General features: G+C 66.4%; 14 protein-coding genes. All 14 read left to right on the forward strand.

What is annotated here, in order from left to right; all coding sequences use genetic code 11:
* Positions 1 to 80 precede the first annotated feature (80 nt).
* The 14 genes from AC5P7X_RS12095 to AC5P7X_RS12160 all read left to right on the forward strand — a co-directional run bounded on the left by AC5P7X_RS12095 (position 81) and on the right by AC5P7X_RS12160 (position 14,645).
* Positions 81 to 1,025 carry a chemotaxis protein gene (locus AC5P7X_RS12095; RefSeq protein ID WP_005416462.1) on the forward strand — a complete coding sequence of 315 codons (945 nt, stop codon included), beginning with the start codon at positions 81 to 83 and terminating at the stop codon, positions 1,023 to 1,025.
* 156 nt (positions 1,026 to 1,181) lie between these two features.
* Positions 1,182 to 1,577, forward strand: a complete 396-nt coding sequence (gene flgB, locus AC5P7X_RS12100; RefSeq protein ID WP_005409576.1) for a flagellar basal body rod protein FlgB — start codon at positions 1,182 to 1,184, stop codon at positions 1,575 to 1,577.
* Between the two features lie 3 nt (positions 1,578 to 1,580).
* Positions 1,581 to 1,988, forward strand: a complete 408-nt coding sequence (gene flgC, locus AC5P7X_RS12105; protein ID WP_005416461.1) for a flagellar basal body rod protein FlgC — start codon at positions 1,581 to 1,583, stop codon at positions 1,986 to 1,988.
* 23 nt (positions 1,989 to 2,011) lie between these two features.
* Positions 2,012 to 2,695, forward strand: a complete 684-nt coding sequence (locus tag AC5P7X_RS12110) for a flagellar hook assembly protein FlgD (protein ID WP_053496682.1) — start codon at positions 2,012 to 2,014, stop codon at positions 2,693 to 2,695.
* Positions 2,696 to 2,727: 32 nt separating this feature from the next.
* Positions 2,728 to 3,951, forward strand: a complete 1,224-nt coding sequence (flgE, locus tag AC5P7X_RS12115) for a flagellar hook protein FlgE (RefSeq protein ID WP_053496683.1) — start codon at positions 2,728 to 2,730, stop codon at positions 3,949 to 3,951.
* Between the two features lie 32 nt (positions 3,952 to 3,983).
* Positions 3,984 to 4,733 (forward strand): flagellar basal body rod protein FlgF, encoded by a 750-nt coding sequence (locus AC5P7X_RS12120; RefSeq protein WP_053496684.1) that lies wholly within the window; start codon positions 3,984 to 3,986, stop codon positions 4,731 to 4,733.
* 103 nt (positions 4,734 to 4,836) lie between these two features.
* The gene (gene flgG, locus AC5P7X_RS12125) at positions 4,837 to 5,622 is read left to right on the forward strand and encodes a flagellar basal-body rod protein FlgG (protein ID WP_005416457.1); all 786 of its coding nucleotides are present in this window, start codon (positions 4,837 to 4,839) and stop codon (positions 5,620 to 5,622) included.
* 22 nt (positions 5,623 to 5,644) lie between these two features.
* Complete coding sequence (gene flgH / locus AC5P7X_RS12130; RefSeq protein WP_005416456.1) at positions 5,645 to 6,337, forward strand: flagellar basal body L-ring protein FlgH; 693 nt, start codon at positions 5,645 to 5,647, stop codon at positions 6,335 to 6,337.
* Between the two features lie 8 nt (positions 6,338 to 6,345).
* Entirely contained in the window at positions 6,346 to 7,476 is a 1,131-nt protein-coding gene (locus tag AC5P7X_RS12135) for a flagellar basal body P-ring protein FlgI (RefSeq protein WP_053496702.1), read from the forward strand.
* Position 7,477: 1 nt separating this feature from the next.
* The gene (flgJ, locus tag AC5P7X_RS12140; protein ID WP_053496685.1) at positions 7,478 to 8,677 is read left to right on the forward strand and encodes a flagellar assembly peptidoglycan hydrolase FlgJ; all 1,200 of its coding nucleotides are present in this window, start codon (positions 7,478 to 7,480) and stop codon (positions 8,675 to 8,677) included.
* An 8-nt stretch (positions 8,678 to 8,685) separates the two neighbouring features.
* The gene (flgK, locus tag AC5P7X_RS12145) at positions 8,686 to 10,566 is read left to right on the forward strand and encodes a flagellar hook-associated protein FlgK (protein WP_053496686.1); all 1,881 of its coding nucleotides are present in this window, start codon (positions 8,686 to 8,688) and stop codon (positions 10,564 to 10,566) included.
* Positions 10,563 to 11,765 carry a flagellar hook-associated protein FlgL gene (gene flgL, locus AC5P7X_RS12150; protein ID WP_053496687.1) on the forward strand — a complete coding sequence of 401 codons (1,203 nt, stop codon included), beginning with the start codon at positions 10,563 to 10,565 and terminating at the stop codon, positions 11,763 to 11,765. The genes flgK and flgL overlap by 4 nt, the downstream gene beginning before the upstream one ends.
* A 399-nt stretch (positions 11,766 to 12,164) precedes the next feature.
* Complete coding sequence (locus AC5P7X_RS12155; protein ID WP_005416451.1) at positions 12,165 to 13,382, forward strand: flagellin; 1,218 nt, start codon at positions 12,165 to 12,167, stop codon at positions 13,380 to 13,382.
* Between the two features lie 72 nt (positions 13,383 to 13,454).
* Complete coding sequence (locus tag AC5P7X_RS12160) at positions 13,455 to 14,645, forward strand: flagellin (RefSeq protein WP_372486338.1); 1,191 nt, start codon at positions 13,455 to 13,457, stop codon at positions 14,643 to 14,645.
* The last annotated feature ends 69 nt before the right edge of the window (positions 14,646 to 14,714 follow it).

The raw sequence follows: 14,714 nt of genomic DNA on the forward strand, positions 1-14,714 counted from the left end.
GCGACACCACAATTGCGGTGTGGAGCGCGCAGTGGCAGAGCGCCCTCAAGTTTGGCGCCCAACGCGCCGATACAGCAGCCATGTCCCATGACCTGCTCAACCGGATCGACCAGCGGACCCGCCTGGCCGGCCACAACCGCCTGGCGCTGCTGCTGTTCCGTCTCGGCGGACGTCAGCTTTTTGGCGTCAATGTCTTCAAGGTGCAGGAAGTCCTGCGGCGCCCGGAGCTGTTCCAGGTACCCGGCCTGCCCAGCCAGTTCGCCGGCGTGGCCGACGTGCGCGGCCGCTCGGTGCCGGTGCTGGACCTGGGCCTGGCCATCGGCCACCCCGAACGTGAGCCCGATGCCGATACCTCGCCGGGTTACCTGGTCGTCACCGAATTCAACCGCTCGATCCAGGGGTTCCTGGTCAGCGGCGTCGAACGCATCGTCAACATCGCGGTGGAAGACATCCACCCGCCGCCGGAGCTTGGCGCCGAGTCGAGCTACCTGACCGCGGTAACCCGCTTCCAGGGTGAGCTGATCCAGGTGATCGACGTTGAAAGCGTGCTGGCCGATATCGCCCAGGTCCGCGGTGACGCCGTACTCGATCCGGCGATGGCAATGCCCGCCGATGGCCCCCAGCTGCAGGTGCTGGTGGTGGACGACTCGCGCGTGGCCCGCCAGCAGATCCGCAGCGTGCTGGATCAGCTGGGCGTGGGTGCCACCCTGCTTTCCGATGGCAAGCAGGCTCTCGACCACCTGTTGCAGATCCAAGCCTCGGGCGAAAACCCCGCCGAACGCTATGCCATGGTCATCTCCGACATCGAGATGCCGGCCATGGACGGGTACACGCTGACGACGGAAATCCGGCGCCATCCGGGCCTGGCCGGCCTCTACGTGCTGCTGCACACCTCGCTGTCGGGTGTCTTCAACAACGCCATGGTCGAGCGTGTCGGCGCCAACGCCTTCGTCGCCAAGTACTCGCCGCACGAGCTGGCCGATTTCGTGCTGGACCGCCTGCGCAAGGTGGCGATGGCGGCGTAAGGCCGCGTCACGGGTCTCCGCCGGGCATGGCCCGGCGCTACCACAACCTCCCCCACCCCTGGGGTAGCGCCGGGCCATGCCCGGCGGACGTGATGTCGCGCGCACTTTGGCACACCCCTTGCAGCTTCCCGGGCAACGTTCCCGTGGGAGTGCACCGTGCGCAACCTGATTACCGACTACCTGGGCGTCCACGCCCAGGCCATGCCGTTGCGCGAACAGCGGATGAAGCTGATCGCCAGCAACCTCGGCAATGCCGACACGCCCGGCTACAAGGCCCAGGACCTGGACTTCGATGCCGCCCTGCGCCATGCCCAGGGGCAGGATGCCAACGGCCTGATGGCCACCACCCATGAGCAGCACTACGAAATCAGTAGTGGCCTGAACCCGTTCCAGATCGCGCGCGAGGGCGTGCAGCCCAGCCTGGACGGCAACACCGTCGATCCCGATGCCGAGCGTGCCGCCTATGGCCGAGCCGCGCTCGAGTACCGCGCCTCGCTCAGCTTCGTCGAGAGCAAGGTGCGTTCCATGCTGACTGCGATCACGGGGCAATAAGCCATGAGCAACCTGCCGATCTTCGATATCGCCGGCTCCGCGCTGCAGGCGCAGTCGGTGCGCATGAGCACCATCGCCTCCAACCTCTCCAATGCCGACACCGTCGCCGGTTCTGCCGACGCCGTGTACAAGCCGCTGGAGCCGATCTTCCAGGCCGTCACCAGCAAGAACGATCCCAACATCACCTCGGTGAAGGTGAAGGAGATCACCCAGAGCGAGGCGGCGCCGATCAAGCGCTACGAGCCGGGCCACCCACTGGCAGACGCCGATGGCTACATCTACCAGCCCGACGTCGATCCGGTGGCGCAGATGGTCAACCTGATCTCGACCTCGCGCAATTACCAGGCCGGCGTGGAAATGTTGACCACCGCCAAGGAACTGGCCCTGGCCACCTTGACCATGGGCCGCTGAGGCCCGCAGCACCGGATACCGCCATGACCACCGCCGTCAACAACCAGACCAGCCAGGACGTCTATTCCGCGCTGGGCCTTAACGCCCCCAACAGCAACGCCACGAAAAAGAAGAACACGCTCGACCAGGCCGACTTCCTGCGCCTGATGACCGAGCAGCTGCAGCACCAGGATCCGCTGAAGCCGATGGACAACACGCAGATGGTCGCGCAGATGGCGCAGATGTCCACCGTGCAGGGCATCACCGATCTGAACAAGACGGTGAAGGGCTTCCAGGAATCGATGGCCAGCGACCAGGTGCTGCGTGGCGCGGCGCTGGTCGGCCACGAGGTGCTGGTGCCATCGGAAAAGCTGGTGCTGGAGAAGGAAGGCAGCGTCGAGGGCACGGTGGCCGCGCCGTCGGCCGGCATCATCACCGTGGATATCACCGATGCCACCGGCGCCAAGGTCACCTCGCTGAGCGTGGAAGCCAAGGCAGCAGGCGAAACCGCCTTCCAGTGGGACGGCAAGGACGCCAACGGCAAGCGCATGGAACCGGGCAAGTATTCCATCGTTGCCAACCATGTCGATACCGCCGGCAAGAGCACCAAGCTGTCCACCTATGTGCAGGCGCCGGTGGAAAGCGTGACCGTCGGATCCGACGGCCTGTACCTGAACCTCAAGGGCCTGGGCACGGCCCCGATCGACTACGTGCTCCGCGTCAGCTGAGCCGCACATCCCGCATCAACCAGGAGCATCCCATGGGCTTCAATGTCTCGCTGTCCGGCATCAATGCCGCCAACACCGACCTGAGCGTCACCGCCAACAACGTCGCCAACGTCAACACCACCGGCTTCAAGCAGTCGCGCGCCGAGTTCGCCGATCTGTTCGCCTCCACCAGCTACGGCCTGTCGAAGAACCAGACCGGCTCGGGCGTGCGCGTCTCCAACGTCGCCCAGCAGTTCATCCAGGGCCACAACGAGCAGACCGGGCGCAGCCTGGACATGGCCATTTCCGGTGAAGGCTTCTTCACCATGAACATGAATGGTTCGCGCGTGTACTCGCGTGCCGGCAACTTCCAGACCGATTCGGCCGGTTACGTGGTCAATCCGCAGGGCGCGCGCCTGCAGGTGTTCGCGCCGAATGCCGATGGCACCAACTTCGATGCCGGCCGCCTGGTCGACCTGCAGTTGCTGACCACCGACAGCCCGCCGAAGCAGACCAGCGAAGTGAAGGTGGGCTTCACCCTGCCGGCCAACGCCAAGCAGCCGACGGTGGCGACCTTCGACCCGGCCGATTCGAACAGCTACAACCACTCCAGCGGCGGCATCACCGTGTACGACTCGCTGGGCGTGAGCCACATCCAGGTGTCGTATTTCGTGAAGGGTGCCAACCCGAACGAGTGGACCGTACGCAACTACGTGGATGGCCAGCCGGCCGGCGCGCCGACCCCGGTCACCTTCGACAACAGCGGCAAGCTCACCGCGCCGGCCAACGGCAAGGTCAGCCTCGGCACCTTCACCCCGACCACCGGTGCCGGCGTGCTGAACATGACGCTGGATGTGAGCGGCTCGACCCAGTACGGCGAAAAATTCGCGCTGCGCAACACCCAGCAGGACGGCTATGCCGCCGGCAAGCTCAACGAAGTGACCGTGTCCGAATCCGGCGTGGTCTACGCCCGCTATTCCAACGGCGACGACAAGCCGCTGGGCCAGGTCGCACTGACCACCTTCAACAACACGCAGGGCCTGGAATCGAAGGGCAACAACCTGTGGGTGGAGACCTTCGAATCAGGCACGCCGCGCACCGGCATGCCGGACACCTCCAACCTCGGCAAGATCCAGGCCGGCTCGCTGGAAGCGTCCACCGTCGATCTCACCGAGCAGCTGGTCAACATGATCACCGCGCAGCGCAACTTCCAGGCCAACGCGCAGATGATCACCACGCAGGACCAGATCACCCAGACCGTCATCAACATCCGTTGATGAGCTGCTGACCCTGTCACGGAACTCCCCGCATGGATAAAGCCCTTTACGTGGCGATGACCGGTGCCCGCGCCTCCCTGCAGGCGCAGGGAACGCTCAGCCACAACCTCGCCAACTCGGACACTCCTGGCTTCAAGGAAGCGCTGGCCAACACCGAAGCCTTCCCGATCAAGGGTCCGGGCTTTGCCTCGCGGGTGGATGCGCTGCACGTCGACGCCGGCTTCAACCGCCGGCCCGGCGCGCAGCACATCACCGGCAAACCGCTGGACCTTGCACTGCAGAGCGGCACCTGGCTGGCGGTGCAGGCGAGCGATGGCAGCGAAGCGTATACGCGTGGCGCAGCCCTGTCGGTGACGCCGAACGGCCAGCTGGTGACCTCCAGCGGCCGTCCGGTACTGGATGACAACAACAACCCGATCGCCATTCCGCCCTACCAGGCGATGGAGATCGGCGCCGACGGCACGATCTCGATCATCCCGCAGGGCGAAGGCCCGCAGACGATGGCGCAGATCGGCCGGATCAAGGTGGTGCAGGCGCCGGACGAGCGCCTCGAGCGCGGCCTGGATGGCCTGTTCCGCAACACCGACCCGCGCCAGCCGTTCGCACCGGCACAGGGCACCGCCGTGCACAGCGGGCAACTGGAGGGCAGCAACGTCGATGCCGCCGGTGCGCTGGTGCAGATGATCCAGCTGCAGCGCCAGTACGAAATGCAGGTTCAGGTGATCAAGCACGGCGACGACAACGCGCGCAGCGCCAACAGCCTGCTCCGCCTGGGCAGCTGACGGATTTCCGGCGCTGCCCGGGCGCGGCGCTGGCACACCGCTTGCACACCCGCTACCAAGGGCCGCATTGCGCGGCCGGCTTCACCCAGACAGGACTCCGAAGATGAACCAGGCATTGTGGATCGCGAAAACCGGACTGGATGCGCAGCAGATGCGCATGTCGGTGGTTTCCAACAACCTCGCCAACACCAACACCACCGGCTTCAAGCAGGACCGCGCCAGCTTCGAGGACCTGCTGTACCAGCAGGTGCGGCAGCCGGGCGGCTCTTCGTCGGCGCAGACCCAGCTGCCGACCGGCCTGCAGCTGGGTACCGGCGTGCGCGTGGTCGCCACCGCCAAGAACTTCGAGCAGGGTGGCCAGCAGCAGACCGGCCGCGCACTGGACGTGATGGTCAACGGACGCGGCTTCTTCGAAGTGCAGATGCCCGACGGCAGCTCGGCCTACACCCGTGATGGCTCGTTCAAGATCAACCAGGACAGCGAGCTGGTCACCAACAGCGGCTACCCGGTGCAGCCGGGCATCCAGATTCCCGAGGGCGCGCAGTCGGTCACCATCGGCAGCGACGGCACCATCAGCGTGAAGATGGCCGACAACGCCGCGTCGGTGGAAGTCGGTGCGCTGACCCTGACCGACTTCGTCAATCCGGCCGGCCTGCAGGCGCGCGGCGAGAACCTGTTCCTGGAAACCACGGCCTCGGGCCCGGCACAGAACGGCAATCCCGGCCTGAACGGTCTCGGCACCGTGGTGCAGGGTGCGCTGGAAGGCAGCAACGTCAATGTCGTGGAAGAGCTGGTGTCAATGATCGAAACCCAGCGCGCCTACGAAATGAATGCCAAGGCGATCTCCACCACCGACTCGATGCTCGGCTATCTCAACAACAAGATCTGACCGGCCCAACCGGGAAACCGCCATGTCGCCCATTTCCAACCTCGCCCGTACTGCCCTCGCCTGCACCGTGGTCGCCCTGCTCGGTGGCTGCGTGATCGCGGGCGACGTGCGCCCCTATCCGGCGATGGCACCGATCCAGCCGATCATGCCGCCGCAGGCCGCGCCCACCGCCGGTGCGATCTACGCCGCTGGCCCGACCCTGCAGCTGTATTCGGACCGCCGCGCACGCGATGTCGGCGACCTGCTGACGATCACCCTGCTGGAAAACACCACCGCGCAGACCAGCGCCAACACAGCCACCAACAAGGAATCCAACCTGAGCCTGGGCACGCCGTCCATCCTTGGTGCGCCGGTCACCCTGGGCGGCAAGGACATCCTCAGTGCCACCGCCAAGGGCGCGCGTGACTTCACCGGCAAGGGCAACAGCGCGCAGAGCAACCGCCTGCAGGGCAGCGTCACGGTCACGGTGATCCAGCGCCTGCCCAACGGCAACCTGGTGGTGCAGGGGCAGAAGAACCTGCGGCTGAACCAGGGCGATGAACTGGTGCAGGTGCAGGGCATCGTGCGCCCGGGCGACATCAGCCAGGACAACACCATCCCTTCCAGCCGCGTAGCCGAGGCCCGCATCGTCTACGGCGGCCGCGGCCCGGTCGCGCAGTCCAACGCGATGGGCTGGCTGAGCCGCTTCTTCAATTCCGGCCTGACGCCGTTCTGAGTATGGCCATGAACTTCTCCTTCTCTCCTTCCTGGCAGCGACGCGTGGCGTTGATCGCGTCGCTGATGCTGCTGATCGTGGCCGCCCCGGCCAGCGCTGAGCGCATCAAGGACCTCGCCCAGGTCGGCGGCGTGCGCGGCAATGCGCTGGTGGGCTATGGCCTGGTGGTCGGCCTGGATGGCAGCGGCGACCGTACCAGCCAGGCGCCCTTTACCGTGCAGAGCCTGAAAAACCTGCTTGGCGAGCTGGGCGTGAACGTGCCGCCGAACGTCAATCCGCAGCTGAAGAACGTGGCCGCCGTGGCGATCCACGCCGAACTGCCGCCGTTCGCCAAGCCGGGCCAGCCGATCGACATCACGGTGTCTTCGATCGGCAACGCGGTGTCGCTGCGCGGCGGCTCGCTGCTGATGGCCCCGCTGCGCGGCGCCGATGGCCAGATCTATGCCATCGCCCAGGGCAATCTGATCGTGGGTGGCTTTGGCGCGCAGGGCAAGGACGGCTCCCGTGTCTCGGTGAACGTGCCCAGCGTCGGCCGTATTCCCAACGGCGCCACCGTGGAGCGTGCCCTGCCCGATCCGCTGGCCAACGGCGGCGACATCACCCTGAACCTGCACAACAACGATTTCACCACGGTCTCGCGCATGGTCGCCGCGCTCAACAACGCATTCGGCGAAGGCGCGGCGCGCGCGATCGATGGCGTGACCGTCGCCGTCACCGCACCGACCGATCCGGGCGCACGCATCGGCCTGCTGGCGCGCATCGAGAACCTGGAACTGACCCCGGGCAGCGCCCCGGCCAAGGTGGTGGTCAATTCACGCACCGGCACCGTGGTCATCGGCCAGCAGGTGCGCGTGGGGCCGGCCGCGATATCGCATGGTTCGCTGACCGTGACCATCCAGGAAAACACCAACGTCAGCCAGCCCAATGCGCTGTCGGGCGGCCGTACCGTGGCCAGCCCGCAGTCCACCATCACCGCCACCAACGACGGCAGCCGCATGTTCAAGTTCAGCGGCGGCACCACCCTGGACGAAATCGTGCATGCGGTGAACGCCGTAGGCGCGGCACCGGGCGACCTGATCGCGATCCTGGAAGCCCTGAAGCAGGCCGGCGCACTGAGTGCCGAGCTTGAGGTGATCTGACATGCGCATCAATCCCGCATTCGACCTGCACCCGGCGCAGCAGAACGATCCGGCGAAGATCGACAAGGTCGCTCGCCAGCTGGAAGGCCAGTTCGCACAGATGCTGGTCAAGAGCATGCGCGATGCCAGCTTCGGCGACTCGCTGTTTCCCGGCGAGAACAAGATGTTCCGCGACATGTACGACCAGAAGATTGCCGAGGCGATGACCCGCGGCAAGGGCCTGGGCCTGTCCGGCATGATCACCCGCCAGCTGTCCGGCCAGGCCGCCGAAGGTCCGGCACTGGATACCCGCGTGGATCCGGCCAAGGCCAGCCGCGCTTACCAGCTCAACGCGCCGGCCAGGCCGGCACCGTCGCTGCCCCTGAAAGATGGCAGCCAGGCCGTGCGCATGCTGCAGCAGATGGCCGCAGGCGCGCAGCACGGTGCGCAGGCCGCGCTGGCACCGATGGAGCAGGCACTGGACCTGATCGCCGGCCGTGAGAGCAGCGGCCTGCACCGCTCGCTGGGCACCGAGGATCCGTACATCGGCAGCCTGCAGGGCGAGGACTGGGCCGCCAACAGCGACCAGTGGACGGCGACGGCCAGCAATCGCGGCACGGCCGTGAGCCCGGCCGATGCCCTGGCCACGCGCACCGCGGTCGCCCAGCTCGGCGAGCATACCCCGGAGGGCTTCGTCGCCAGTATCTGGCAGCACGCACAGAGCGCGGCCAGGGAACTGGGCGTGGATGCCCGCGCCCTGGTCGCCCAGGCCGCGCTGGAGACCGGCTGGGGCAAGCGCCACATCAAGCATGCCGATGGCAGCACCTCGCACAACCTGTTCGGCATCAAGGCCACTGGCTGGAACGGCCAGCGCGCCACGGCCGGCACCCATGAATATGTCGATGGCGTGCGCCGCAACGAAACCGCCAGCTTCCGCGCCTACGGTTCAGCGGCCGAGAGCTTTGCCGACTACGTGCGCCTGCTGAAGACCAGCCCGCGCTACCAGCAGGCCCTGCAGGCCGGTACCGACGTGCAGGGCTTCGCCCGTGGCCTCCAGCGCGCCGGTTACGCCACCGATCCGCGCTACGCCGCCAAGATCGCTGCGATCGCCGGCGGCCCGACCATCGAGCGCGCCGTAGCCGCCGTGGCCGACGCCGGCTCGCGCCTTGGCCAGACCTTCGCCAGCACCGCGACCGCGGCGCTGGGTATCACCCGTCGTTGAGGAACACCATGTCCAGCGTACTTTCCACCGGTACCGGTGCCCTGCTCGCCTTCCAGCGAGCGTTGGCGACCACCAGCCACAACGTGGCCAACCTCAATACACCCGGCTACAGCCGGCAGAAGGTCAACTTCGCCACCGCCGATCCACAGAACTATGGCTACGGCACGGTCGGCAACGGCACCCGCATCACCGACATCCGTCGCACGGCCGACCAGCTGGCGATCTCGCGCCTGCTCGACAGCAGCGGTGAGCTGGCGCGCCTGAAGCAGCTTTCGGGCATGGCCGACCGGGTCAACGCCCTGTTCTCCGATGCCGCCACCAACGTGGCCGGCGTCTGGTCGAACTTCTTCGACTCGGTCAGTGGCCTGTCGTCCAACGCGGCCGGCACCGCCGACCGCCAGAACATGCTCGACGGTGGCAAGGCGCTGGCCAACCGCTTCGTGCAGCTCAACACGCACCTGAACAATCTCAACAGCGAGGTCAACAACGGCCTGCTGGCCGGTGCGACCGAGGTCAACCGCCTTGCGCAGGAGATCGCGCAGATCAACGGTGCCATCGGCACCAACATTGCCTCGGCTGCACCGGACCTGCTCGACCGCCGCGATCAGCTGATCACCCAGCTGATCGGCTACACCGGTGGCACCGCGGTGATCCAGGACGGCGGCATCATGAATGTCTACACTGCCGGCGGCAACGCGCTGGTGGTGGGTACCACGGCGACCAAGGTCACCACCGTGGCCGATCCTTACCAGCCCGAGCGCCTGCAGCTGGCACTGGAGACCCAGGGCAACACCATCCGTCTCGACCCGAAGGCGGTCGGTGGCCAGATCGGTGGCCTGCTGGAATTCCGCGACACCGTGCTGACGCCTGCGCAGGCCGAACTGGGCAAGCTGGCGGTGGGCCTGGCCGAGAGCTTCAACCAGGTCCACCACCAGGGTGTGGATCTGTATGGCCAGATGGGCGGGGACTTCTTCAACATCGGCAGCCCGCGCGTGACCGGCAACAACAGCAATACCGGAACCGCCAGCCTCAGCGCCACCTATGGCGACCTGGGCAAACTGGACGCGCAGAACGTGGTGCTGCAGTTCGATGGCACCACCTGGAAGGCCAGCCGCGCCGACACCGGCGCCAGCATTCCCCTGACCGGTACCGGCACCGCCGCCGATCCGCTGGTGATCAACGGCGTGAACCTGGTCGTCGGCGGCACCCCGGCGGCCAATGACCGCTTCCTGCTGCAGCCCACCGCCGGCGTGGCCGGCAGCCTGGAGATGGCCATCACCGATCCGTCGCGCATTGCCGCGGCCGCCGCAGTCAAGGGCGCAGCCGCCACCGCCAACACCGGTACCGGCAAGCTGAGCGGCGTCACCGTCACCGATTCGGCCAACGCGAACCTGCGCAATCCGTCCGCGATCGTGTTCACCTCGGCGACCACCTACACCATCGACGGTGGCCCGCCGCAGACCTATACGCCTGGCCAGACCATCAGTGCCAACGGCTGGAGCTTCGTACTGGACGGTGCGCCGAAGGTGGGCGATACCTTCAACATCACCCCGACCCCGGCCGGTTCGTCGGACAACAGCAATGCCTCCAGGCTGGCCAAGGTGGAAAGCACGAAGGCCTTCAACGCCGGAACGGTGACACTGAACGGTGCACTGGGTGGCCTGACCACCCAGGTCGGCGCTGCCGCCCGCTCGGCCGAGTACTCGCTCGATGCGCAGCTGGTGATCAATGACAAGGCACAGGAAGCCCGCGACGAGGTCTCCGGCGTGAATCTGGACGAAGAGGCCGCCGACATGCTGCGCCTGCAGCAGGCCTACCAGGCTGCCTCACAGCTGATTTCCACCGCCGACAGCATGTTCCAGACCATCCTGGGGGCCGTCCGCCGATGAGCAGCCGCATCTCCACCAGCATGATGTTCAACCAGTCGGTGTCGCTGATGATGGCCAAGCAGGCCAAGCTCAGCCACCTGGAGCAGCAGATTGCTACTGGCAGCAAGATCGTCAGCGCCAAGGACGATCCGGTTGCCGCCGGCACTGCAGTCGGCCTTGACCGCAGCCTGGCCGCACTGGACCGCATGAAGCTCAACGCCGGCAATGTGCAGAACCGCCTGGGCGTGCAGGAAAACACCCTGGCGCAGGTCAACGACCTGATGGCGCGCGTCAACGATCTGACCATCCAGGCCAGCAATCCGGCACTGAGCGCGGCCGACAAGAAGACGCTGATCACCGAGGTCAACCAGATCCGCGATGGCCTGCTGTCGCTGGCCAACGCCGACGATGGTACCGGCCGCTACGTGTTCGGTGGCACCAACGACGGTGACCCGCCGTTCGCCAAGATCAACGGCAAGGTCGTCTATCGCGGCGACCAGACCCAGCGCCAGGTTGAAGTCGGCCCCGATACCTATGTGCGCGACGCCCTGCCCGGCAGCGAGATCTTCATGCGCATCCCCACCGGCGACGGCTTCGTTGACGGCAGCGCCGCGGCCGGCAACACCGGCAACGGCGTGCTGACCAACATCACCCGCGACGGCAGCGACAGCTGGAACGGCCAGGGCTTCAGCGTGCGCTTCACCACCGGCACCCAGTACGAGGTGGTGGATGGTGCGGGCAACGTGACCGGCACCGGCACCTACAAGGCTGGCGACGACCTGGAAGTGAACGGTGTGCGCCTGCGCATCACCGGCGCACCTGCAGCGGGCGACAGCTTCAGCGTACAGGCCGCCAGCAGCCGCGACATCTTCGCCACCATGGACAACCTGGTCGCCGCGCTGGGTGCCGACACCGGTACCACCGCGCAGATGACTGCGCAGCAGAATCAGCTGCAGAGCGCACTGCGCGACGTCGCGCGCGCCTCGGAGCGGATGATCGATTCGCGCGCTGCCGGTGGTGCGCAGTTGAAGGCGCTGGACAACGCGGCGGAGATGCGCGAGGCCAATGGCGTGACCCTGAAGACCACGCTGTCGCAGATGCGCGACCTGGATTACGCCGATGCACTGAGCCAGTACCAGCTGCAGAGCACCGCACTGCAGGCGGCGCAGACGATCTTCTCGCAGATGCAGTCGATGTCGCTGTTCAACAAGCTGCGCTGACGCCTCTCCTGCGTCACCCCTGAAAGGCCGCGATGCCCTGCATCGCGGCCTTTTTCGTTTGCGCGCCTGCCCGCCACCACGCGGCCCTCTGGCCATCTCCGGCCGATTCTCCGTGATTGCCCATCAAGCCGGGTCGCACCCCGCCGATACCTTCATCAGCGCTGGTCAGGCCCTGCCCGACCGCCCCTCCCGGGCTCGCTTCCATCCTGGCAACAGGGCTGAAAACCCCGGGAAAACAGCTTCAGGCAACGAATTCCGGCTTCAGCGGAATTCACGGCTAAAGGTTGTTGACAAAGCGCCGTTATTCATTTGGCAACGGCGAAGCACACAGCCACACAAAAAAACAGGCGGCGCTTCGTTTCATTCACCAACGGGTTCCATATAAGAGGAGACGACCCCATGGCACAGGTAATCAACACCAATACGATGTCGCTCAACGCTCAGCGCAACCTGAGCACCAGCGGCAGCTCGCTCGCCACCACCATCCAGCGCCTCTCGTCCGGCCTGCGCATCAACAGCGCGAAGGACGACGCGGCCGGCCTGGCCATCAGCGAGCGCTTCACCACCCAGATCCGCGGTCTGGACGTGGCCATCCGCAACGCCAACGACGGCATCTCGCTGGCCCAGGTCGCCGAGGGTTCGCTGAACGAAGTCGGCAACAACCTGCAGCGCATCCGCGAACTGGGTGTGCAGGCCTCCAACGCCACCAACTCGGCCAGCGACCGCAAGGCCCTGCAGGCCGAAGTGACCCAGCTGGTCTCGGAAATCGATCGTGTGGCCAAGCAGGCCGACTTCAACGGTACCAAGCTGCTGGACGGCAGCTTCACCAGCCAGCTGTTCCAGGTGGGCGCCAACGCCGGCCAGGCCATTGCCATCAACAGCGTGGTCAACGCCAAGGCCGATTCGCTGGGGGCTGCCACCTTCGCCAACGGCTACACCGGCACCGCGCTGGCGGTGGACAAGGCCACGGCCGACACCACCTACTCCGGCCTGCAGGTCTCGGTCACCCCGCCGGGCGGCACCGCCACCACGGTCACCATCAGCGACTTCACCGTGAAGGCTGGCGAGTCGATCACCTCGGCCACCGCTGCGGCGATCAACAACAAGCTGGGTGAAACCGGCGTGGTGGCCTCGGTCAATGCCGGCGTCATCAGCCTGGCTTCGGTCAAGGATGGCCAGACCTTCGCCCTGGGCGTCAGCGCAGCAACCCCGCCGGCCGGCGTCACCGCCGCGACCATCGCCGGCCTGGGCCTGACCGAGACCAGCACCAACGGCGGCACCCTGACCGGTGCAGCGGCCAGCTTCGTCAAGGACCTGAACGTCACCACCGCCGAAGGCGCACAGAAGGCGATGTCGATCGTCGACAAGGCCCTGGAATCGGTCAACAGCGTCCGCGCCGACCTCGGCGCGATCCAGAACCGCTTCACCTCGGTGGTCGCCAACCTGCAGACCTCCTCGGAGAACCTGTCCGCATCGCGCAGCCGCATCCGCGATACCGACTTCGCCAAGGAAACCGCCGAACTGACCCGCACCCAGATCCTGCAGCAGGCCGGTACGGCCATGCTGGCCCAGGCCAACCAGGTACCGCAGAACGTGCTCAGCCTGTTGCAGCGCTGACATGAGCCGCCCCCGGGGCACGTCGGGGGCGTCTGACCCAACTCACGTGCAACCGCTCAAGGACCTCTCCTCATGGCACAAGTCATCAACACCAATACGATGTCGTTGAATGCTCAGCGTAACCTGAGCACCAGCGGCAGCTCGCTGGCTACCACCATCCAGCGCCTGTCCTCCGGTTCGCGCATCAACAGCGCCAAGGACGACGCCGCCGGCCTGGCGATCTCCGAGCGCTTCGGCACGCAGATCCGCGGTACCGACGTCGCCATCCGCAATGCCAACGACGGCATCTCGCTGGCCCAGGTCGCCGAAGGCTCGCTGACCGAAATCGGCAACAACCTGCAGCGCGTCCGCGAGCTGTCGGTGCAGGCCGCCAACGCCACCAACTCGGCCAGCGACCGCAAGGCCCTGCAGGCCGAAGTGACCCAGCTCGTCTCGGAAATCGACCGCGTCGCCAAGCAGTCGGACTTCAACGGCACCAAGCTGCTGGACGGTTCGTTCTCCAGCCAGCTGTTCCAGGTCGGTGCCAACGCCGGCCAGGCCATCGCCATCGACAAGACCATCGATGCCAAGGCCAACGCCCTGGGCGGCGCCAAGTTCGACACCAACTCGCTGGCCCTGGCCGACCCGGGCACCAACGCCGACCTCAAGGTCACTGGCCTGCAGATCAATGGCGTGACCATCGCCGACGTCGATGTCAAGCAGGGTGCCGACGCCGCTGCCACCGGCAAGGCCTCCCGCGAGGCGCTGGTGACTGCCATCAACGCCAAGATCGGTGAGACCGGTGTCTACGCCGAAGTGAACGGCACCGCTGGCGTCACCCTGACCTCGGTCAAGGACAGCGTCAACGCCGATGGTTCGTTCAAGGCCATCACCGCATCGGTGGGCACCTGGACCGGCGCTACCGCACCGACCTTCACCGCCACCACTGCTGCTGCAGCGCCGGCCGCGAAGTACGCCAGCAACCTGGACGTCAGCACCGTGAAGGGCGCCCAGCAGGCGATGGAAGTGGTCGACAAGGCCCTGAGTGCGATCAACAGCACTCGTGCCGACCTGGGCGCCGTGCAGAACCGCTTCACCTCGGTGGTGGCCAACCTGCAGACCTCGTCGGAGAACCTGTCGGCTTCGCGTAGCCGCATCAAGGACACCGACTTCGCCAAGGAAACCGCAGAACTGACCCGCACCCAGATCCTGCAGCAGGCCGGTACGGCCATGCTGGCCCAGGCCAACCAGGTGCCGCAGGGCGTGCTCAGCCTGCTGCGCTGATCCGCTTACTGATCGACCTCCGGGCGCTGCATGACGCCGCGCCCGGATCCTGAAACACGTTCCACCTTC

It is taken from the genome of Stenotrophomonas sp. YJH_SMC_53, from assembly GCF_059369995.1.